Genomic DNA, 21,621 nt, shown 5'->3' with positions numbered 1-21,621 from the left:
CCGCGTCTGCGCGGACGCCGGCCCTCGCGTTCGCCGCCGTCGGGGCCTTCGGCCGATCTTGCCGCCGGCGCCTGCTCGGCCTCTTCACCGCCATCGCCCTGCCTGACCTCGCCCTCGGTCGCGGCCTCCTCGATCTCGCGGCCACGGCCGCGTCCGCGCCGCCGGCGCCGGCGTCGGCCACGCCTGGCCTCGCCTTCGTCCTCTTCGTCCACTGCGCGTTCGGCCTCGATCGCCTCTTCTCCTTCCTCCTCAACCTCAGCCATCGCCGTCACCGCCTCGGGAGCGCCGGCGGGCCACGCCGCCGGCTCGCCGCGCTCGATTTCGTATTGGGTGCCGACAAGCTTTTCGTCCGCCTCGATCAGAATGCTGACGCCGAACTGTTTCTCGATGGCGCGCAGATGGCCTCGTTTCTGGTTGAGAATGTAAAGCGCCGCGTCGACATTGGTGTGCACGGCGAGGTTGGTCGGGTGGCCCTTCATGAGCGCGTCTTCGACGGCCCGCAGCACGTACAGCGCCACCGACTCGGTAGAGCGGATGACGCCAGTCCCCAGGCAGTGCGGGCAGGTCTGGGTCGAGCCTTCCACGACCCCGGCCCGCAGCCGCTGGCGCGACATCTCCAAGAGGCCGAAATGGCTGATATGGCCAACCTGTATGCGGGCGCGGTCAAGGCGCAGGCATTCCTTCAGCTTGCGCTCCACGGCGCGCTTATTGCGCTTTTCCTCCATGTCGATGAAATCGATGACGATGAGGCCGGCAAGGTCGCGCAGGCGCAGCTGCCGGGCAACCTCGGCGGCCGCCTCCAGATTGGTCGACAGCGCCGTGTCCTCGATATTGTGCTCGCGCGTCGAGCGGCCGGAATTGACGTCAATGGAGACCAGCGCCTCGGTCTGGTTGAGGACGATATAGCCACCCGACTTCAGCGTCACCTGAGGGCTGAACATGGCGTCGAGCTGGGATTCGATGCCGGACTTGGTGAAGATCGGCGCTGAGTCCTTGTAGGGCTGGACGTTCTTGGCGTGGCTCGGCATCAGCATGCGCATAAAGGATTTGGCGTCCTTGTAAGCCTCATCGCCGGCGACCAACACCTCGTCGATCTCCTTCGAGTAGTGATCGCGGATCGATCGCCGCACCAGGCTGCCCTCTTCATAAACGAGGGCCGGCGCGGTCGATTTCAACGTCAACTCACGCACGCTCTCCCATTGCCGGATCAGGAACTCGAAATCGCGCTTAACCTCGGCCTTGGTGCGGCTGGCGCCGGCGGTCCTGAGGATTACGCCCATGCCCTTCGGCAACTGCAGGTCCTCGGCGACCTTTCTCAACCGGCGTCTGTCGGCGATGCTGGTGATCTTGCGCGAGATGCCGCCGCCGCGCGCGGAATTGGGCATCAGCACGCAATAGCGCCCGGCGAGCGACAGATAGGTGGTCAGCGCCGCGCCCTTGGTGCCGCGTTCTTCCTTGACCACCTGCACCAGCAGGATCTGGCGCCGCTTGATGACCTCCTGGATCTTGTAGGTGCGAGGGAATCTCTTTTCGCCGCGAACTGGCAGCTCCTCGAGCGCATCCTCCGCGCCGACCGACTCTACCGTTTCGTCGTCCTCGGCGAACTCCTCAATGCCGCCGCCGGTCTCGGCGACAAGCCCCTTGCCGTGGGGGACATTGTTGTCGTTCTCCGGTTCAATGCCGCTGCCATTGCCGTTTTTTCCGCTGTTGCCTTGTTTGGCGGCGGCTTGCGGTTCGGATTCGGCTTCATCGGCTGCGCGGGCTCGCTCGCGGCGACTTGCCGCCGCGGCCTTATCGGCGCGCGCGTCTTCCGCCTCCTCGGCGGCGAGCAGCGCCTGCCGGTCGGCGACCGGGATCTGGTAGTAGTCGGGATGAATTTCGGTGAACGCCAGGAAGCCGTGGCGGTTGCCACCATAGTCGACGAACGCCGCCTGCAGCGACGGCTCGACGCGGGTTACCTTGGCGAGATAGATATTGCCGCGCAATTGCTTGCGCGCGGCGGACTCAAAGTCAAACTCCTCAACCTTATTGCCGCGCACCACGACGACCCGGGTCTCTTCCGGGTGGGTGGCGTCGATAAGCATCTTATTAGCCATTTTTTGTTGTCTCCAAGGCGCGGCCCGAAGCGAGGCGGCCAAGCGGCCGTCGCACGCTCCAGGTCCCGGCGAAGCGGGTTCGCGCCATTCATCTGGTCTGATCGAAACCCACGCACGGACACGGCGTGCCGGGGAAGGCCCGACGCCACCGTCTCTCCGACGCCGACCGCATCCGCCGCAGCGGGCAGGGTCAGGTCGGCGGGATCCGCGCTGGTCTCACGCATCACATTTTCTTTCATCGGCCGGTGCCAGTGCCATCGGAAGATTCCGATTTCGGCACAAGGGCCGGCGCGGCGGCGTCAAAGCCCCCGAAACGGCGTGTTCGCCGCGCGAGGGGCCGGTGGATTCGCCCGCCTGTTCGACCGCCTTGTCCGCGGATTTTCGCGGCGCGGCCGACAGCGGCGTCATTCTTCCATTCCGTTCGATAAGCCCCTCGATCATCGCCGATTCGGTCGAGATGGGCCCCGCCGCGGATCGTACTCGAAATCACGTGGTCGCTTGCGGGAAACAGGGCTATCAAAAAGCTGTTTCGAACCGAAGGAACGAATTCCATAAGCAATCAGGTATTTACGTTCTGTATCGCCGCATTGCAAGTCATATAGGACGGCGCAGGGCGGAGGGAGGCACCGGAACGTGCCCGCAACCTCGCATTTACCGGATTGCTTTATGGGGCTTTGCCGTGTTGACATAGTCGGCACTGGAACCGATCGAATTCAGATCCTGGCGCAGACGTGAAGCGATCGGCCAGTCAGCGTCGGCGACCGGCGTGCAAGCGGAACCATTGATGCAGCAAAGTCAGCGAACTGCGATTCGCGCGGCCGTTTTTCTTTTAGGCGTGCTGGGTCTCTGCCTCGGCCTGCTTGCCGCTGCGCGGCCGGCTGCCGCCGAGGACCGACAGGCCGTCGCGACGGCGAGCGCGTCGCGCCTCGGAGGCGATGCCGTGCGCACGCGGTTCGTAGTCGATCTCGACCGCGAGGTGCCGTTCCATGTCTTCGCCCTTGCCGATCCCTACCGCGTCATCATCGACCTGCCGCAGATCGATTTCCGGCTGCCGGCGAGCACGGGGCAGAGCGGGCGCGGCCTTGTATCGGCTTACCGGTACGGGCTTTTCGCCGTCGGCAAGTCGCGAATCGTTCTCGACATCGACAGCCCGGTGCGGATCGATAAGGCGTTCGCGCTGGCGCCTGAGGCGGGTCAGCCGGCGCGCCTCGTCGTCGACTTGGTGGCGACCAGCCGCGAGGCCTTCCTGCAGGAAATGGCGCGCCTGCAGGACGTGCGTGCGCCGGCCAGTCCCGCCGACGCGGCGCTGGGATTGCACCACGGCGAATCCCACGAGCTGGTGATCGTCATCGATCCGGGTCATGGCGGCATCGATGGCGGCGCCGTCGGCCCCGACGGCGTGCTGGAGAAGGACCTGGTGCTGGAATTCGCGCGCACGCTCAAATCGTTTCTGCAAGAGGCGGGGCGATACCGGGTTCTGTTGACCCGAGACGACGACATCTTCCTTTCCTTGCGCGAGCGGGTCGACTTTGCCCGACGCAATGGCGCCCACCTGTTCATCTCCGTCCACGCCGACAAGTTCAGCGGCCAATCGGTGGGCGGCGCCACCGTCTATACCGTGTCGGAGAGGGCGTCGGACGCGGAAGCCGCGGCGCTGGCGGCAAAGGAGAACAAGGCCGATCTCATCGCCGGGCTGGACCTGGAAGATGAGCCCGATGAGGTCTCCGACATATTGATCGATCTGGCCCGGCGCGAGACCAAGAATTTTTCCGTCCGCTTCGCCAAGGGGCTGGTCGCAAGCCTGAACGGCAGCATCCGCCTGAACAAGAACCCGCACCGCTACGCCGGCTTTCGCGTCCTCAAGGCACCGGACGTGCCCTCGGTGCTGATCGAGCTCGGCTATATCAGCAATTCCAACGATGTGCGCGAATTGTCTTCGTCCGCGTGGCGAACCCGCGCGGCCGACGCCATCGCTCGGGCGCTGAAGCGCTATTTCGCCAGTTAATGTACAATCGCAAGGGCTTATGTGGCTTTTCTGCCACGGATATTCGACAAACCGCTGAAAAAAGCCGCGTCCGCCATAATGTCTGCAAACACTTGCCTTCAACTGCCAACCGCCATAGGTGTTGACAAATCCGCCGCGACCGTCGCCTGCTTGGTACCCGCGGCCCGTTTGAACGGGCAAAGGAATCTATGCTGGTTCGCTTCATAGGCTATCTCTTCGCCGCCACCGTCATTGTCGGCTTGTCGGGCGCTGCCGCGGTCGCCTATGTCGTCTGGTATGTCTCCCAGGACCTGCCCAACTACGACGCGCTGGCCAAATACGAGCCGCCGGTGACCACCCGCCTGCACGCCGCCGATGGCCGGCTGTTGGCGGAGTATGCGCGCGAGCGGCGCCTTTACCTGCCGATCGACACCATCCCCGACCTGGTGATCCACGCCTTCCTGTCGGCGGAGGACAAGAACTTTTACGAGCATAGCGGGCTCGACTATCAGGGCATCATTCGCGCCGTCTTCACCAACATCAACAATTTGCGCGCCGGCCGGCGGCCCGTCGGCGCCTCGACCATCACCCAGCAGGTGGCCAAGAACTTCCTGCTTTCGAGCGAGATCAGCTACGAGCGCAAGCTCAAGGAGGCGCTCTTGGCGATGAAGATCGAGCGCGCTTATTCCAAGGACCAGATCCTCGAGCTGTATCTGAACGAGATCTATCTCGGCTTCGGCACCTATGGGGTTGCGGCCGCCTCGCTCATCTATTTCGACAAGTCGGTGGGCGAGCTGACGCTGCCCGAGGCCGCCTATCTCGCGGCCCTTCCCAAGGCGCCGAACAATTATCATCCTTACCGCTTTCCGGACCGTGCCGTGGAGCGGCGCAACTGGGTCATCGACCGGATGATCGAGAACGGCCATGTCAGCGTCGAGGAGGGGGAGGCGGCCAAGGAAAGCCCGATCGAGGTGACCCTGCGCCCGCCCGGCGCGCACAGCTTCGCCGCCGACTATTTCGCCGAGGCGGTGCGCCGCAAGATCTACGCCATGTACGGCGAGGAGAAGCTCTATGAGGGCGGCCTTTCGGTGCGCACGACGCTCGACCCCAAGCTCCAGGTCATGGCCCGCAAGGCCTTGGTCGGCGGGCTCGTCGCCTTCGATCGCGAGCGCGGCTGGCGCGGGCCGGTGACGCATATCGAGCTCGGCGAGGATTGGGGTGCGCCGCTCGGCGGCGTCGAGGCGCTGGCCGGCATTGCGCCTTGGCGGCTCGCCATGGTGCTCAGCGCCGACAAGGAAAAGGCGGTGCTCGGCCTGCAGCCGCCGCGCGACCCTTCCGGCGAGTTGTCGAGCGCGCGCGCGACCATCGAGCTTCCTCTCGGCGGCGTCGAATGGGCGCGCGCGGCCCAGGAGGGCGGCGGCCTCGGCAAGAAAGTCACGGCGGTCGATGCGGTGCTCTCGGTCGGCGACGTGGTCTATGTCGCACCGGCCGAGCCCAAGGCCGACCCCGAAGCGAGGGACAAGGACAAGGAGGCAAGCCCCGGCTGGGAGCTGATGCAGGTTCCGGAGGTCGAGGGGGCCATCGTCGTCATGGACCCGCACACCGGCCGCGTCAACGCGCTGGTCGGCGGATTTTCCTACGCCGAGAGTGAGTTCAACCGCGCCACCCAAGCGCTGCGCCAGCCCGGTTCCGCCTTCAAGCCGATCGTCTATTCGGCCGCGCTGGACAATGGCTACACGCCGTCGAGCGTGGTCCTGGACGCGCCGATCGAGATCGATCCCGGGGCCGGCCAGGATGTCTGGAAACCGCAGAACTATGGCGGGGATTTCTACGGCCCCTCGACCTTGCGGCTGGGCGTCGAGAAGTCGCGCAACGTGATGACGGTGCGGCTGGCGCAGGATATGGGCATGCCGCTGATCGCCGAATATGCCCGCCGTTTCGGCGTGTACGACGGTCTGCTGCCGGTTCTGGCGATGGCGCTGGGCGCCGGCGAAACGACGGTGCTGAAGCTCACCGCCGCCTACGCCATGATCGACAATGGCGGCCGCCAGATCACGCCGACGCTGATCGACCGCATTCAGGACCGCTGGGGGCGGACGATCTACCGCCATGACGATCGGGTCTGCAACGACTGCGACGCGGACAGCTGGCACAATCAGGACGAGCCGCAACTGCCCGACAACCGGCTGCAGATCGTCGATCCGAAGACCGCCTATCAGGTCACCTCGATCCTCGAGGGCGTGGTGCAGCGGGGCACCGGAACCACGGTGAAAGCCGTCGGCAAGCCGCTCGCCGGCAAGACCGGCACAACCAATGATGAGCGCGACGCCTGGTTCGTCGGCTTTTCGCCCGACTTGGTGGCCGGCGTCTTCGTCGGCTACGACACGCCACGCCCGATGGGCCGTGGCGCCACCGGCGGCCACGTGGCGGCGCCGATCTTCCGCGACTTCATGAAAATGGCGCTGGCCGACAAGCCGGCGGTGCCGTTCCGCGTGCCGCCGGGAATCGAGATGTACCGCATCAACGCCCAGACCGGCCTGATGGCCCGGCCCGGCGACGAGAAGGTGATCATGGAGGCCTTCAAGCCGGGCACCCATCCGCCCGATTCGACCGCGATCATCGGCTATTCCGACGATCAGGGCCGGGCGCTGACGGTCGATCCGGCCGCCGACCGGGCAGTCTCCTCCGGCACCGGCGGGCTTTATTAAAGTCGGCTCACGTCTCGACCGGCAGGTCGATCAGCTTCGTCAGCAGGATGCGCAACATCATCTTGTGCCGCGATGCGGGCAGCGCCCCGCTGAGGGCGGGCCAGTCCTTGTCCATCAAATCCTTGGCGAAGCGCCGGCAGGCCTCAAGCGCACCGGAGCCTTCGACAAGGCGGATTGCCTCGCTCAGCCCCGCTTCCGTGCGCCGCAGCGCTTCGCAGGCGAGAATTTCCATCAGACGCCGCTTGTCGGCGCCGTTAAGCCGTTCGACCGCCTTGTGGATGGCGAAGGTGAATTTTCCCGCGGCGATGTCCTCACCGCGCGTCTTGCCCCATTCCGGCGCCTTGGTGAAATTGTTGACGTCGTCGACGATCTGGAAGGCGACGCCCCAGCTCTCGCCGAAGCGGGTGCAGGCGCGCGTGGTTTCGGGATCGGCGTCGGCGACGATGCAGGCGATTTCCGCCGTTGCGCGAACCGCGGCGGCGGTCTTGAAGGCATGCGCCTGGAGGATCAGATCGCCGATCCGTTCATCCTCCCACAGAGCGGCGCGCGCGGCTTGATCGAGCTTCGACCAGTAAAGGTCCTGGGCCTGGCCGAAATGGGCCTGGACGAACATCTCGATGATGGTCCGGTAGATCGCCTCGCGCTGGCCGACCGTCAGATGGGAATGGTTCGAGAGCGACAAGAGCGGCAGGAAGTAGAGCGTATTGGCCATATTGACCGCGGTGGGCAGGCCATAGCGCAGGTGCAGGGTCTCCTCGCCGCGCCGGGTCTCCGAGGCGTCCTCGATGTCGTCGATGGTCACCGAGGCGTTGTGCACGAGTTCCGGGATGACCGATACCATCCTGGCATAGGGCTCCGGGTCGACCCCTAGGGCCTGCAGCATGAGGATGCCGAAGATTGGCCGCCAATGCTTGCCACCGCGCGACAAGAGATCCCAGATGGGAACCGAGAGCATCTGGGTATGTGCGTCCCGGTCATAGCCCCAGCGCGGCCGACCCAGATAGGATTCAAGATCGTCCTGGCTGAGAGTTTCGGGAAGAAATTCCCGGATGCGGCGGTTGATATTATCGATCCAGCGATCTTGAAAGACCTTGAAATCGTGGAGGTAGCCATAGCCGTGCAGCTCCAGCCGGGCGCGTCCTTCGACCCGTTGGCCGGCAATCTCGCCGGCGACCCGGCCCGCGCCCTCCCAGATGGCGTCGAGGAAGCCGAAGACGGGGATCTCCTGATCATCGGCCGAGGGCTCGAAATGGAGCCTTGCCGCAATCGCCGGGATTTCGATGGTCCAGGCCACCGGATAGGCAATCATGGTGGCGGGGCTGAGCCACCGGCGGGTGGCGGCGATCGAAACGTCGCGGACGGTGCGCGGCGGCTTGCCGCCGGCGAAGACGATTGCGGAGCCGGCCAGAGCCTGCCCGGTGCGCATATCCCGGTGAACCATCACGATGAGGTCGGTGCCGTCTTCGAGATTGATCCCGAACCAATCCCAGCCCAGGAGGCGCTGATCCTCGTGCGGGCTTCGCAGCCAGCCATAATCGCCCCATTGATGGTCGATCCACGCCTCGCCCGCGAGCGCGATCCCGTCGAGCGAGCCGACAAGCGACAGGCGCGGGCAGCTCTCATAGGCCATGGTACCGACGCCGTGCTCTCCGCCGACGCTGTCTTCGGTGAACCAGGCGGCGCGTGATTGGGCCTTCAGGAGGCAACGCCGCCCGTCCTCGGGAAGATTGAATCCGATTTCGAAGGAATCGCCGACCTGGGCCAGCGAAATGTCGCCCCACACCGCCTCGAACGGCGCCGTGCGAAGCACGGCCTGCGCCGGCTCGACGCGAATCGGCGCCGGCGGCCCGCTGCTCTCGATCTCGCCGATAAAAGCATCGATGACCGGCCGGTCGATCCCCAATTCCTCGAGTTCCGGCGGTGCCTCCTCCACGAAGTGCTCGACCAGCTCCGGCGAAGTCTGGCTGACGAGGGCGTGACGCCCGCTCCCAGGCTCCAGCGTCGACAACAGCGCCATGTAACCGTTGCGGCCGTCAGAACGCCGCGCCTGGCGGAACAGCGACAGCATGAAGTCGCGGCGCCCGAAGCCGGCGGCCTCAAGATAACCTTGGACGAACCACCATTCGAGCACTGCCTCGGCCCGCGACGACAGATCGGGCCATTTCAGCCTTTGCTCCATTCGGCTCCCTCTTGCCGAGTCGATACAGCCTTGCCGAACGGGAGTGTACATCGGATCGGCCAATGTCGCGCGCCGGCATTGTGTCGCCATTTACATCGCCGACGGCGGCGACTAAGTATCGGGCGGTTCCGCGGAAGGCGGGACCGACCTTCACCCCGTCCTTGCCGGAGATTCTCGACGATGCGTGCTGAAGCGCAGATTCTGGTCGATCAGATCAAGGAGTCGCTCAAACTCCTGAGGAGGCATCTTTGACTGGGACAAGGCCAACGCCCGGCTTGCCGAACTGAACGCCAGGGTGGAGGCACCCGATCTGTGGGACGACCCGCAGGCCGCGCAGCAGGTCATGCGCGAGCGCCAGCGGCTGGAAGAGGAGATTTCCGCCTGTACCGACCTTGAGAACGAGCTCAACGACGCCGTCGGCCTGATCGAGCTTGCCGAGGAGGAAGGCGACGAGACGGTTGCCGAGGAGGCGCTCGAAAGCCTGCGCAAGCTCGCCCGGGACGCGGCAAAACGGGAGCTCGAGACGCTGCTCTCCGGCGAGGCCGACGCCAACGACGCCTATCTCGAGGTCCATGCCGGCGCCGGCGGCACGGAAAGCCAGGACTGGGCGCAGATGCTGGCGCGCATGTATATGCGCTGGGCCGAGGCCAAGAGCTACAAGGTGGAGATGATCCAGGCGAGCGCCGGCGAGGAGGCGGGGCTGAAATCGGCGACGCTGCAGGTCAAGGGGCACAACGCCTATGGCTGGCTGAAGACCGAATCGGGCGTCCACCGGCTGGTGCGCATCTCGCCGTTCGATGCCAACGCGCGCCGCCATACGAGCTTTGCCAGCGTCTGGGTCTATCCCGTCGTCGACGAGACCATCGACATCGAAGTCTCCGAAAGCGACGTGCGGATCGACACCTACCGCGCCTCCGGCGCCGGTGGCCAGCACGTCAACACCACCGATTCGGCGGTGCGCATCACCCACATTCCCACTGGCATCGTCGTCCAATGCCAGAACGAGCGCTCGCAGCACAAGAACCGGGCCACCGCCTGGGCGATGCTGCGCGCCCGCCTCTATGAGGCCGAGCTCGAGCGACGGGAAGAGGAGGCCGAGGCGCAGGCCGCCTCCAAGACCGAGATCGGCTGGGGACACCAGATCCGATCCTACGTGCTGCAGCCCTATCAGCTGGTCAAGGATCTGCGCACCGGCATCGAGAACACCAACCCGACCTCGGTGCTCGACGGCGACCTCGACGATTTCTTGGCCGCGGCGCTTGCCGCCCGCGTCCAGGGCGAGGGCGGGGAGCGGGTCAAGGATCTGGATTAGGGGCGCGGCGGACTTCAGCGCCCGAGATGCGTCTTCAGGAAGGCATCGATACCCTCGACATAGGCGTGGCCGCTGATCAGGAAGCCCTGATTGTGGTCGCCCCTCATTTCCAGCAATTGCTTCGGCTCGTTGGCCGCCGCGAACAGGGCCCGCCCGTGCCGGACCGGGATAATGTCGTCATCGACGCTGTGGATGATGAGCACCGGCGCGTGCACCTGCGCAAGATACGCCGCGGTGGCGTAGGCGAAGCGCGACAGCCAGCGCACCGGCAGGAACCAGTAGACCTGCGCCGCGAGGTCGGGCGCGGAGGTGAAGCCGGATTCCAGGATCAGCGCCTTGGGCGCATGCCGGTTGGCGAGATGGGCGGCGACGGCGGCACCAAGCGAGCGCCCGAAGATGACGATATCGTCCGGCCGAACGCCGCGCTCGTCGGTCAGATACCGCCATGCGGCTTCGGCATCAAGATAGGTGCCCTGTTCCGACGCCGTCCCTGCGCTGTCGCCGTAGCCGCGATAATCGAAAATGAAGACGGCAAATCCGAGATCGTGAAAGATGTTCAGCGAGTCGAGCCGGTGCGAGATGTTGCCGGCATTGCCGTGACAGAACAGCAGGGTCGCACGCGTCTCGGCGGGACCCGGCAGGAACCAGCCATTGAGGCGGATGCCGTCATCGGCCGCGAAATCTACCGTTTCATAGCCGAGACCGGCGCTCTCCGGGGTCGCGGCAAGGGCGCGGGACGGGACATTGGGGAAATAGACGAGATGGGCCTGGAACAGGAACGCAAGCAACGCCAGGGCCAGATAAGCGCCCAAAATCAAAAGGATAAGGGACCATATCGCGCTCGAAAACATGGAAGCTACCGCAGGCTCGCGTGAACCTGCGCCCACCGTTTACCCTTGGCGATGATACAGCCTAATCCGTGCCGATGGCTGCCACGAACCTGTCGCCGGCCAACAGGAACCGGTTCGGGTCGATTGCCTCGCCGTTAATGCGGGTCTCGTAATGCAGGTGCGGGCCCGTGGAGCGCCCGGTCGTGCCGACCCGGCCGATGATGTCGCCGGCCTTGACGTGCTCGCCGTCGGCCACCGCGATGAAGCTGAGATGTCCGTAACGGGTCGAGACGCCGTTCCCGTGCTCAATCTCGATCATCTTACCGTAACTGGCATAGAGCCGGGCGATCGTCACCACGCCGTCGGCGGTGGCGCGAACGTCGGCGCCGCGGTTGGCGGGGAAATCGAGCCCGGCATGCAGTGCCATCGAGCCGAGGAACGGATCGCGGCGCTCCCCGAAGCCGCTACTCACGTCGCGGTCGTTGCCAAGCGGTCCGCGCAGCGGCAGGGCAACTAGGTCGTCATAAAGCCCGACGGAGCGGGCGATGCCGGTGCGCACGCGCCCGACCTGGCGCTCGAAGGGCGGTTTGGCTTCGGGGCCGGAAAGCGGCACCGGAACGAAGGGTCCGCCGAGCGAGGCAGCCGCCGCGACCGCCGGCGCCGATGAGATCGGCTGCGGGGCGAACGCCCTGGCGTCGAAGCCGAGATCGGCGACGGTTTTCTCGATGGTATTGGCCACCGCGGCGGCGCTTGCCTCGAGACCGTCGAGGATCGCCTGCTGCGCGGCCTCGAGCCGGTCCTGCGATTGCGATAGCCGCATCAGCGCGTGCTCGGCCGCGTTGCTTGCGGCCGTCTGGTCCGCGGCCGGCTCCATCGGACCGCCCCGGACCGGAAACTCGAGGCGGATCTCGCGCGACGTCTCGGTGTTGCTTGCGCTCGTGGGAAGGATGTCCGCCGCGTCCGCCGCCATGATCCCGGAAATTGCCGCAAGCGCCGGGTGGCGGGCCCCGTCGAGGAGGCCGGCAAGCTCGGTCTGACGGCGCTCCAGCAAGGCCTGACGCTGGCGCAGCGCCTCCAGCTTGGCATCGAAGGAGTCCTGGTCGAGCATCAGCCGCGAATTGACCGCGTCGACCTCCGAGCGCAGCCGACTGATGCGCTCCTCATAGGCCGATTGCATCGCGACCCGCTGTTGGACGCTTTCGGCGACCTGATCGTTGCGCATGATGAGAAAGGCGGTTGCGGCAATCCCCCAGACGGTCGCGGTGAAGACGGCGAACGATACGATTGCCGTCGGCCAGCGGCTCGTGCAGGCGGAGGCCTGCCAGTCGCGCGCCCGCCAGGGGCTGCTTTCGCTGGCTTCGGCCGGGCGGCGGGGCGCGGCGGACCCGATGAGTTTTCGGATAGGTGCGGGAACTCGACAGCACAACGTGGAATCAAACATCGATCACTCGGCGCATTAACCAACAGGTTGAGGCTCCCCAAGCCCCGGTTGCGCCGAATATTCCCTGTTAAGGTTAAGAATTCGGAAAATAGCCGGCCTGGGCCTCAAGCAAGGGCGCGTGCCGCCTTCAGCACTTCCGCCGCGTGACCCGTCACCTTGACCTTGCGCCAGATGCGGGCGATCCGCCCCTGCCGATCGATCAGGAAGGTGGACCGCACGACGCCCATGAATGTGCGGCCGTACATGCTTTTTTCGCCCCACACGCCATAGGCCTGAACCACGTTCTTTTCCTCGTCGGCGGCCAGCGTGAGGCCGAGGCTATGCTTGTTCTTGAACGCATCGTGGGAGCGGGCGGAATCGGTAGAGATGCCGACCACCTCCGTGTCCGCCGCGGCGAAGGCGTCGCGGAGCGCGGAAAAGTCGATCGCCTCGGCGGTGCAGCCGGGCGTGTCGTCCTTGGGATAGAAATAGACCGCCACCTTGCGGCCCTTAAGCGCTGCGAGACTGAATGAGGCGCCGCCATCGGCAGGAAGCTCAATCTCCGGCGCCGGATCGCCTTCGGCCAGCGTCTTAACCATTTCGTGCCTTCCTTTCGTCATTGTTGGATGGTTCCTCGTAATTCTGTGGACTGTGCCTTACGATGGGCGAGAGCGGCCATCCTTAACTGAAACTGAAACCGCAATCAGAGGAAATCGGCAAAGGTGGGCGAGGATGGGGCGGCTGGCGTTACCGCCGAGGCCGCGCTTTCTGCGACCGGCGCCGGTAGGCGCGCGGTCCATGGGTGCCCGAAGAACCGGGACGCGGATTGGCGAGAGATTGCATGGGGAATAGGCCCAGAAGGAAGTCCAGCAAGAGACGCAGCAAGAAGAGCTGGCTTGGAGCCTGGCTGAGCAGGCATCGCATCCACGTCAGAAGCCGCCGCGCCAGCCGAATCGTCCTGGAGACGATCGCCGGGGTGGCCATCGTGGCCGGCGTCGCGGTCGCCCTCTTCGCGTGGCAATTGTCAAAAGGCGAGATTTCAGTGAGCTTCCTGACCGCCCCCATCGAGCGAGCGGTCAATGCGCAGCTCGGCGGCTATACGGTCGCCATCGGCGACACGGTGCTGGAGAAATCCGATTCGGCCGCCGGGGTGTCGCTGCGGCTCAAATCGCTGCGGCTGCACGACGCCGACGGCGCTCTTATCGGCGAGGCTCCCAAGGCCGCCATCGGCCTCAAGCTCATGCCGCTCCTGCTCGGGCGGGTGGTGGCGGGAAGCATCGACCTGATCGGGCCGCGGCTCGCCGTTGCCTATGAGCCGGGTGGCCGCATCGCCGTCAGCCTGGCCGAAACACCACCCGCGCCTCATGCGGCGAAGAGCCCGGCCGGCCGCGACGCGCCCGCCGCGGACGCGGCGGGCGCTGCCCCCTCCGCGCAGCAAAGCATCCGCTTCATTAAGGCCGTTCTCGCCGGCGAGGGCCGCAACGAACTGACCGGGCTCGACGCCATCGGCATCCGCCACGCGACATTGGTCTTCTTTCATGAACGCCTCGGCCGGCGCTGGGAAATTTCCAATGGCAGCGTCGTGGTGACGCGCAGCAATGGCGACCTGCAAATTGGCGCTGAGGCCGACATCGGCCTTGGCGATGAGATCATCGCCGTGCGCGCGCAGGCGACCTTGAGCGCCCGCGACGACGGACTGCACATCGCCGGTCGCTTCGATGATTTGGTGCCCCGCCTCATCGGACAGGGGTTCGACGCATACGCCCCCCTGCGAGCGCTCGACCTTCCGGTCAGCGCCGAATTCACGGGCGATCTCGATGACGACGGCACGCTCCATGCGGCCACCTTCACCGCGCTCCTCGGCGCCGGACGGCTGCGGCCGCCGGGCGTTGACGGCCCTGGCATTCCGGTCCAGGAGGGAGCGCTGCATCTCACCTACAACGCCACGAGCCGGGTCATCGGCGTAGAGAAGGCCGAGCTGGCGACAAGGCAGACGCAGATCACGCTTTCCGGCCTCGTCACGGGGCCGGGCAACCCGCTCAACGCGGACGACGAAAACGCCAATTCCTGGCACTATGTTCTTGAAGCGCATGACGTTCTGCTCGGATCGTCGGACGTCGCCGAGCCGCCGCTTCCGGTCGAGCGCATCGGTGTTGCCGGAAGCTATGACATCGCAACCGGCGCGTTGCGCCTGGAGCGCGGCGAGCTCGCCGCGGGTGAGGCGGTGGTCGCCCTGTCGGGGACCGTCGCTGCGGCCGAGGGGTCGCCGGCGGTCAAGGTGTCGGGCACCTTCGCGCCGATGCCGATACGGACGCTGAAGGCGGTGTGGCCGGTCTTTGCGGCGCCCGGGGCGCGCGACTGGGTGGCCGAGAACATCCGTTCGGGCGAGGTGACCGGGGGCACATTCTCGGTCAACTTTCCGCCCGGGCTCCTGGCGCGCATCGAGGCCGGCGGATCGATCCCCGACGAGGCGCTGCAACTCGACTTCGGCTTCAGGAACCTGGTCACGTCCTACCTTGGCCCGATGCCGTTCATCCGCGGCGCGGACGGCCGTGCGCGGATCGTCGGCGACCTCTTCGCGCTCGATGTTGACAACGCCCATGTGGAGCTGGCCTCGGGAGAGCGGCTCGAGCTTTCCGGCGGCCGTTTCCTGGTCCCCAAGATCGCCGACCCGGTTCCCAACGGGGAGATTGCCGTCAATGTGACAGGCGGCGTCACCGGCCTGCTCGAGCTGCTCGACCATGAACCGCTTGGCTATCCGGGCCGGGTCGGCATCGCGCCCGCCGACTTCAGCGGCCGCGGCGAGGTGGCGCTGCAACTGGATCTGCCGCTGCTTGACGACGTGACCCTGGATGAAGTGCGCATCGGCTCCGAGGCGGAGCTGAACGAGCTCTCCGGCGCCGGCGTCTTCGCCGACCGCGACTTCGCCGAGGGCGTGTTGCTGATCAGCGTCAAGGATGAGACGCTGAGCGCCAAGGGCGAAGTGCTCGTGGCGGGCCGGCCGGCGGGGCTCGTGTGGTACCTGCCCTTCGAGCAGAGCAAGAGCGATCCGGCGCGTTTCTTCGTCACCATGACGCTCAACGACGCGGACCGGCGCGAGTACGGACTCGAATTCCCGCATCTCACCGGCCCCGTGCGCTTCCAGTTCGAACCCGACGGCGCGCTCGGCAAGGGACGCGAGGGCGAAACGCGGACGCACATCATCGCCGATCTGAAGCAGGCAACCGTCACCCGCACCCCGTTCGGCTGGGACAAGCCGGAGGGCGTGCCCGGGGAGTTGTCCTTCGTCGCCAGCGAACGGCGAGGCGGCGGCTATGTGCTCGACAATTTTGCCCTCGACAGCGACGGGACCAAGATTCGTGGCCGCGTCGTCGTCGCCGCCGACGGCGACGTCGAGACGGTCCGGTTCGCCGAGTTCGTCCTGCAGCCCGGCGACGAGATGTCGCTTGCCGCCGACCGGGTCTCCAAGCGCGAATGGCATCTCGCCTTGAAGGGCGCGGTGTTCGACGCGCGGGAGCTGGTCGACAGCGTCACGAGCCTCAACGAGGAGGCGGACGGCGAGGCCAAGCCGGCCGATGGCGGTCCGCGCATCGTGCTTGAGGCCGAGATCGATCGTATCGTCGGCCAAGAGGACGCCTATTTGGCCGACGCACGCGTCCATCTCGTCAGCGCCTCGGGGCAGATATCCCAACTCGACATTACCGGCCGGCTGCAAGGCCAGGCGAATTTCCGCACTGTGATTTCCGAAGCCGCCGGGTCTGGCACGCGCAAACTGCGGGTCGATGCCGACGATGCCGGAGCGGCGTTCCGCTTCTCCGGCCTTTACCGGCGCGCCGAGGGCGGCGTGCTGCAGCTCGACATGAAGCTGCCGGCCAAGGAGGGCGAGGCGACAATGGGGCTGTTGAACGCATTCGACTTCCGCATCCAGAACGAGCCGGTGCTCACCACCATCAACCAAGCCGCGACGACCCAGCGCGGCAATCCGCAGAACGGCGTCCAGACTGCCGGCATCCGCTTCGACCGGCTGCGCATGCCATTCGAGCGGCGGCCGGGCCAGTTCAAGCTCGGCGAGTCGGTGATCCGAGGTCCCAGCGTCGGCGCCACCATGGGCGGCACCATCGATTTCGCCGAGCACCGCATCGCTCTCGAGGGCACATTCATTCCCGCCTATCTCTTGAACAATCTTCTCAGCCGCGTACCGGTGCTGGGCCAGATCCTGATCGGCGGCCGGGATGAGGGCCTGGTGGCGCTGACCTTCGCCATCACCGGCTCCACCTCGGATCCCCAGGTCACGGTCAACCCGCTGTCCGTGGTCACGCCCGGGATCCTACGCAAGATCTTCAATTTCGGTCAGCCGTCGGTCGACGTCGGTGCCGACGCAGCGCCGGCGGACCCGGCCACAGGCGAATTGCCGTCACGCACAAGGCCTCCCGAAATCCAATGAGCGGTTCCCCCCCTACCAGGGCAGCGGGGCGCCTTCGGCGTGCAGGAACTGGCCTGTCCGCTGCAGCGTCAGCTCGTCGATCCGCGCAATCAAATTGGCGGCCGCGTCGGCGGGCTCGACCATCCCCGTACGGCCGGTCATCTCGGTTCTGACGTAGCCGGGGTGAAGGATGACGACGGAAATCCCCTTCGGTTTGAGATCGCGGGCAAGGGAGACGCCGATCATACTCGCCGCGGCCTTGGAGGCGCGGTAACCGTAGGCCCCTCCAGAGGTATTGTCGGCCAGCGAGCCCATCCGGCTGGTGATGATGGCAACCTTCGATCCCTTTTTCAGCGCCGCCAGCAGCGCCGCCGTGACACGGAGCGGCCCAAGCGCGTTGACCTCGAACTGGCGCCGCATACGGTCGAAGTCGAGATCTTCCAGCGTCTCGTGGCTCAGAATGCCGGCATTGTTGATCAGGATATCGACGGGTTTGCCGGCAACCGCTTGCGCGAACCGCCGCACGGAGGCCTCGTCGGTCACATCCACGCCTTCGTGACTCTCGACCTGCAGCGCCTTGAGCTGCGGCGAAGCGGAGCGGCACGCCGCGACGACCTCGTCTCCGCGCACGGCGAGATGGCGCGCCAGTTCAAGGCCGATGCCCCGATTGGCTCCCGTGACCACAATGCGTGCCAAGATCTTCTCGCCCTGACGAATTTTTCTAGACGGCGCGCAGCAGCGCGTGGCGCTTCTTGCCGACCGACAGCTTGATCACCCCCTCGCGCGTCAAGGCCTCGGGGGTCAGCGTCATCCGGGCATCGGAAACCGCTATGTCGTTGACCCTGACGCCGCCACCTTCGACCGCGCGGCGCGCCTCGCCGTTCGACTTGGCCAGGTTGGCGGAGACCAGCGCCCGCAACAGCCCATAACCGCCACGAAGTTCGTTGCGCGAGATCTCGACGCTCGGGAGGCCCTCGCCGAGGGTGCCTTCCTCGAAGGTCTTGCGCGCGGTTTCCTCGGCCAGTTCCGCTGCTTCGCGACCGTGCAGCAGCGCCGTCGCCTCGTTCGCCAGCAGCTTCTTGGCCTCGTTGATCTCCTCGCCCTTGAGCGCCTCCAGGCGATCGATCTCGTCGAGCGGCAGCTCGGTGAACAGGCGCAGAAAGCGCCCGACATCGGCATCCTCGGTGTTGCGCCAATATTGCCAGTAATCGTAGGGACCGAGCATGTCGGCGTTGAGCCACACCGCGCCGGCGGCCGTCTTGCCCATCTTGGCTCCCGAGGCGGTCGCCAAGAGCGGCGTCGTCAGGGCGAAAAGCTGCGCGCCTTCGACCCGGCGGGCGAGCTCGATGCCGTTGACGATATTGCCCCACTGGTCGGAGCCGCCCATCTGCAATGTGCAGCCATGCCGGCGGTTGAGCTCCAGGAAGTCGTAAGCCTGAAGGATCATGTAGTTGAATTCGAGGAACGTCAGCGGCTGCTCGCGGTCGAGCCTGAGCTTGACCGATTCGAAGGCCAGCATCCGATTGATGGTGAAGTGGCGGCCATAGTCGCGCAGGAAATCGATATAGTTGAGACGGTCGAGCCAGTCGGCATTGTTGGCCATCAGCGCATCGCCGGGTTTTTCGCCGAAGGTCAAGAAGCGCGCAAAGGTCTCTTTGATACTGGCCATGTTGGCGTCGATCTCGGCCGAGGTGAGAAGCTTGCGCGTCTCGTCCCGGCCGGAAGGGTCGCCGACCTTGGTCGTGCCGCCGCCCATTAGCGCGATCGGCTTTCCGCCGCACTTCTGCAACCAACGCAGGGTCATGATCGAAAGCAGATGGCCGACATGGAGCGACGGCGCGGTGCAGTCATAGCCGACATAGGCGGTAAGCCCGCCGGCACGGGCTGCCGCGTCGAGCGCGTCCGGGTGCGAGCATTGATGGATGAAGCCGCGCTCGGACAGCGCGCGCATGAAATCCGATTTGAAGCCCGCCATCGCCTTTCTGCTATATGTCGACCGAGGATTTGTCGATTCACCGGTGTCCGCGGCTCATGTATCAGCTTCGCATTTGGAATGCACGGATGAGATTGCCGTGAGCGCCGGGGAAAAGCCGCCGGTCCGCCGCGCCCTCGGGCTGATGAGCGGCACCTCCATGGACGGGATTGACGCGGCGATCCTTTCCACCGACGGCGAGGCCATCGCCGAATTCGGCGCGACGCTGTTTCGGCCCTATTCCGCCGACGAGCGGACGCTGCTGGCGGCGGCGCTCGACGCCGCCCCGGAACTCGCCGACCGGACCGCCCGCCCGCCGGCCCTGAAGGCGGCGGAAGCCGCCATCGAGGCCGCCCACATCGCCGCCGTCTCCGAACTCCTGGCGCAAGCGGGCCTTGCCGCGGAGGATCTCGACGTCATCGGCTTTCACGGCCACACGGTGCTGCACGACCCGGCGCGGCGGCTGACGGTGCAGATCGGCGATGGAGGCAGAATCGCGCAGGCGACCGGCATCGACACGGTCTGGGACATGCGGGCTGCCGACATGGAAGCGGGCGGGGAGGGCGCGCCGCTGGCGCCGGCGTTCCACCGCGCACTGGCGGAAGCATCGCGGATCGAACGGCCCGCCGTCATCGTCAATATCGGCGGCGTCGCCAACGTCACCTGGCTTGGGGAGGGCGGGGCGATGCTGGCCTTCGATTGCGGCCCGGGAAACGGGCTGATCGACGATCTGGTGCAAACACGCACCGGCCGCGCCATGGACGAGGGGGGCGCGCTGGCGTCACGCGGACAAGTGGACGAACGTGCGCTGGCGACGCTGCTGGCGCATCCATTTTTTGAAACTGTGCCACCTAAGTCTCTGGATCGACGGTATTTTTCTATTCGACCCGTCGCTGGGCTGAGCCTCGAGGACGCGGCCGCCACCCTGACCGGCCTTACGGCTGCGGCGATTATCGAGGCGGCCCGCTACATGCCGCAACTGCCGCGCATCTGGGTCCTTTCCGGCGGCGGCGCCCGCAATCCGGCGCTCATCGCGGCAATCCGCGCGCGCACCGATGCGCCGGTCACGACGGCAAGCGACCTTGGTTGGTCGGAAGAGTTCATCGAGGCGCAGGCATTCGCGTTTCTTGCCGTGCGCAGCCTGTGCGACCTGCCGCTGACCTTTCCCGGCACCACCGGGGTGCCGGAGCCCCTGACCGGCGGAAGGCTCGCCCATGCCCATCGCCCGCGCGCGGTCGGCGCGGCCGTGTCCGGCGCAGCCAAACAGGTCTCGCCGTCTGCCGAGCGCAACTTGGCGCCGATCATCGACGTGCTCGGGCCACACCTGCCGGAGGCGGGGCTGGTGCTCGAAATCGCAAGCGGCACCGGCCAGCATGCCGCTGCCTTCGGCCGCCGCTTCCCGCAACTCACATTTCAGCCGAGCGATCCCAATCCCTCGGCCCGCGCCAGCATCGAGGCCTGGCGGGCCGAGGCGGGGGCGAAAAACCTGCGAAAGCCCCTCGATCTCAACGTGACGGCGCCTGATTGGTGGACGCTGCTCGACACACCGGTGGCGGCGCTGATCGCCATCAATCTCATTCACATTTCGCCTTGGGCCGCGACCGAGGGGCTGTTCGCAGGCGCCGGCCGGCTCATCGCCGAAGGCGGCCTTGCCTATCTTTACGGTCCCTATAAGCGCGACGGCGCCCAAACGGCGGCATCAAACGCCGCGTTCGACGCCAGCCTGCGCCGAACCGACCCCGCCTGGGGGCTGCGCGACATCGCCGATGTGGCGGATGTCGCCGCCAGAAACGGCTTGCACCTCAAGGAGGTGGCGGCAATGCCCGCGAACAATTTTTCGCTGCTGTTTCGGAAACTGGCTCGCTAAGCCGCGTTGGCGCCCAAGGCGGCAAGCCGCTGGTCGACATAGTCGGCGACGCAGCCCACTGCCTCCCCGACCTTGCTTTCGAAGAAATGGTTGGCGCCGGTCACCGTCTGATGGTGGATGACGATGCCCTTCTGGGTCTTCAGGCGCTCGACCAGACCCTTGACCGCTTCCATCGGCACCACCGCGTCCTTGTCGCCGTGCAGGACCAGCCCGGAGGAAGGGCAGGGGGCGAGGAAACTGAAATCGTAAAGATTGGCCGGCGGGGCGATGGAAATGAAGCCATCGATCTCCGGTCGGCGCATCAGAAGCTGCATGCCGATCCAGGCGCCGAAGGAAAAGCCGGCGATCCAGCACGAACGCGCGTCCGGATTGAAGCTCTGCAGCCAGTCGAGCGCCGCGGCCGCATCGGAAAGCTCGCCCTGGCCGTGGTCGAAAATCCCCTGGCTGCGCCCGACGCCGCGGAAATTGAAGCGCAGCACCGCGAACTTGCGCTCCACGAACATGTAGTACAGCTCGTAGACCATCTGATTGTTCATGGTGCCGCCGAACTGCGGATGGGGGTGCAGGATGATGGCGATCGGCGCGTTTTCGATGCGGCCAGGCTGGTAACGCCCTTCGATGCGCCCCGCGGGACCCGTGAAAATGACTTCCGGCATTGCGTCTCCGTTCTATTTTTTGGCGGCTCGGAAGGGCCTCTCGCGTGTCCGGGCCGAGGCCTCGGCGTTCAGCGGCCAGTGGCTCGAAAATACGCCTTGCGAAACCGCTGACCGCGACTGATTCCTTGACTCGTCCGAGCGAAACTCCTATAGCCAGTTTAGAATAATTCGAAG

At 65.9% G+C, this 21,621-nt stretch carries 14 protein-coding genes and 1 pseudogene; 6 read left to right on the top strand and 9 right to left on the bottom strand.

Annotated features, from left to right (window positions below):
* Positions 1-2,096, bottom strand: a 2,096-nt coding sequence (locus Q8P46_15280) for a ribonuclease E/G (protein ID MDP2621507.1), incomplete at its 3' end; no start/stop codon positions are given.
* A 216-nt stretch (positions 2,097-2,312) separates the two neighbouring features.
* Entirely contained in the window at positions 2,313-2,537 is a 225-nt protein-coding gene (locus Q8P46_15275; protein MDP2621506.1) for a hypothetical protein, read from the bottom strand.
* A gap of 343 nt (positions 2,538-2,880) precedes the next feature.
* On the opposite strand from Q8P46_15275, the gene Q8P46_15270 reads away from it, so the two are divergent.
* Together Q8P46_15270 and Q8P46_15265 are read left to right on the top strand one after the other, a co-directional pair.
* A complete protein-coding gene (locus Q8P46_15270; GenBank protein MDP2621505.1) occupies positions 2,881-4,101 on the top strand; it encodes an N-acetylmuramoyl-L-alanine amidase in 1,221 nt (406 codons plus the stop codon).
* A gap of 188 nt (positions 4,102-4,289) precedes the next feature.
* Positions 4,290-6,788 carry a penicillin-binding protein 1A gene (locus Q8P46_15265; protein MDP2621504.1) on the top strand — a complete coding sequence of 833 codons (2,499 nt, stop codon included), beginning with the start codon at positions 4,290-4,292 and terminating at the stop codon, positions 6,786-6,788.
* A gap of 7 nt (positions 6,789-6,795) precedes the next feature.
* Here Q8P46_15265 and Q8P46_15260 read toward each other — a convergent pair whose 3' ends face one another.
* Positions 6,796-8,967, bottom strand: coding sequence for a polyprenyl synthetase family protein (locus Q8P46_15260; protein MDP2621503.1), 2,172 nt, complete (start codon positions 8,965-8,967; stop codon positions 6,796-6,798).
* 180 nt (positions 8,968-9,147) lie between these two features.
* Between Q8P46_15260 and prfB the strand changes: the two genes are divergently transcribed.
* Positions 9,148-10,279, top strand: a protein-coding gene (gene prfB / locus Q8P46_15255) for a peptide chain release factor 2 (protein MDP2621502.1) whose coding sequence is annotated in 2 segments (ribosomal slippage) — positions 9,148-9,216 and positions 9,218-10,279 — 1,131 coding nt in all. Because the reading frame shifts where the segments join, the coding sequence is not laid out codon by codon here.
* Between the two features lie 14 nt (positions 10,280-10,293).
* On the opposite strand, the gene Q8P46_15250 is transcribed toward prfB, so the two are convergent.
* The 3 genes from Q8P46_15250 to Q8P46_15240 all read right to left on the bottom strand — a co-directional run bounded on the left by Q8P46_15250 (position 10,294) and on the right by Q8P46_15240 (position 13,128).
* Positions 10,294-11,097 carry an alpha/beta hydrolase gene (locus tag Q8P46_15250; protein MDP2621501.1) on the bottom strand — a complete coding sequence of 268 codons (804 nt, stop codon included), beginning with the start codon at positions 11,095-11,097 and terminating at the stop codon, positions 10,294-10,296.
* A gap of 94 nt (positions 11,098-11,191) precedes the next feature.
* Positions 11,192-12,550, bottom strand: a complete 1,359-nt coding sequence (locus Q8P46_15245) for a M23 family metallopeptidase (GenBank protein MDP2621500.1) — start codon at positions 12,548-12,550, stop codon at positions 11,192-11,194.
* A gap of 104 nt (positions 12,551-12,654) precedes the next feature.
* Positions 12,655-13,128: a peroxiredoxin gene (locus Q8P46_15240; protein ID MDP2621499.1), complete on the bottom strand. Its 474-nt coding sequence runs from the start codon at positions 13,126-13,128 to the stop codon at positions 12,655-12,657.
* A gap of 242 nt (positions 13,129-13,370) precedes the next feature.
* On the opposite strand from Q8P46_15240, the gene Q8P46_15235 reads away from it, so the two are divergent.
* On the top strand, positions 13,371-16,973 hold the full coding sequence (locus tag Q8P46_15235; protein MDP2621498.1) for an AsmA-like C-terminal domain-containing protein: 3,603 nt from the start codon (positions 13,371-13,373) through the stop codon (positions 16,971-16,973).
* Between the two features lie 12 nt (positions 16,974-16,985).
* Here Q8P46_15235 and Q8P46_15230 read toward each other — a convergent pair whose 3' ends face one another.
* Together Q8P46_15230 and tyrS are read right to left on the bottom strand one after the other, a co-directional pair.
* On the bottom strand, positions 16,986-17,648 hold the full coding sequence (locus Q8P46_15230) for an SDR family oxidoreductase (protein MDP2621497.1): 663 nt from the start codon (positions 17,646-17,648) through the stop codon (positions 16,986-16,988).
* Between the two features lie 25 nt (positions 17,649-17,673).
* Positions 17,674-18,927: a tyrosine--tRNA ligase gene (gene tyrS, locus Q8P46_15225; protein MDP2621496.1), complete on the bottom strand. Its 1,254-nt coding sequence runs from the start codon at positions 18,925-18,927 to the stop codon at positions 17,674-17,676.
* 97 nt (positions 18,928-19,024) lie between these two features.
* Here tyrS and Q8P46_15220 point away from each other — a divergent pair.
* Together Q8P46_15220 and Q8P46_15215 are read left to right on the top strand one after the other, a co-directional pair.
* Positions 19,025-20,137 (top strand): annotated as a pseudogene (locus Q8P46_15220) (anhydro-N-acetylmuramic acid kinase).
* A gap of 33 nt (positions 20,138-20,170) precedes the next feature.
* Positions 20,171-20,791 (top strand): DUF938 domain-containing protein, encoded by a 621-nt coding sequence (locus tag Q8P46_15215; GenBank protein MDP2621495.1) that lies wholly within the window; start codon positions 20,171-20,173, stop codon positions 20,789-20,791.
* Here Q8P46_15215 and Q8P46_15210 read toward each other — a convergent pair.
* Complete coding sequence (locus Q8P46_15210; protein MDP2621494.1) at positions 20,788-21,447, bottom strand: alpha/beta hydrolase; 660 nt, start codon at positions 21,445-21,447, stop codon at positions 20,788-20,790. The genes Q8P46_15215 and Q8P46_15210 overlap by 4 nt on opposite strands.
* Positions 21,448-21,621: the final 174 nt, after the last annotated feature.

This window comes from Hyphomicrobiales bacterium (genome assembly GCA_030688605.1).
GTDB lineage: Bacteria > Pseudomonadota > Alphaproteobacteria > Rhizobiales > NORP267 > JAUYJB01.
The sequence above is the reverse complement of the archived record's forward strand: the minus strand, read 5'-3'. Positions and strand labels throughout refer to the sequence as shown.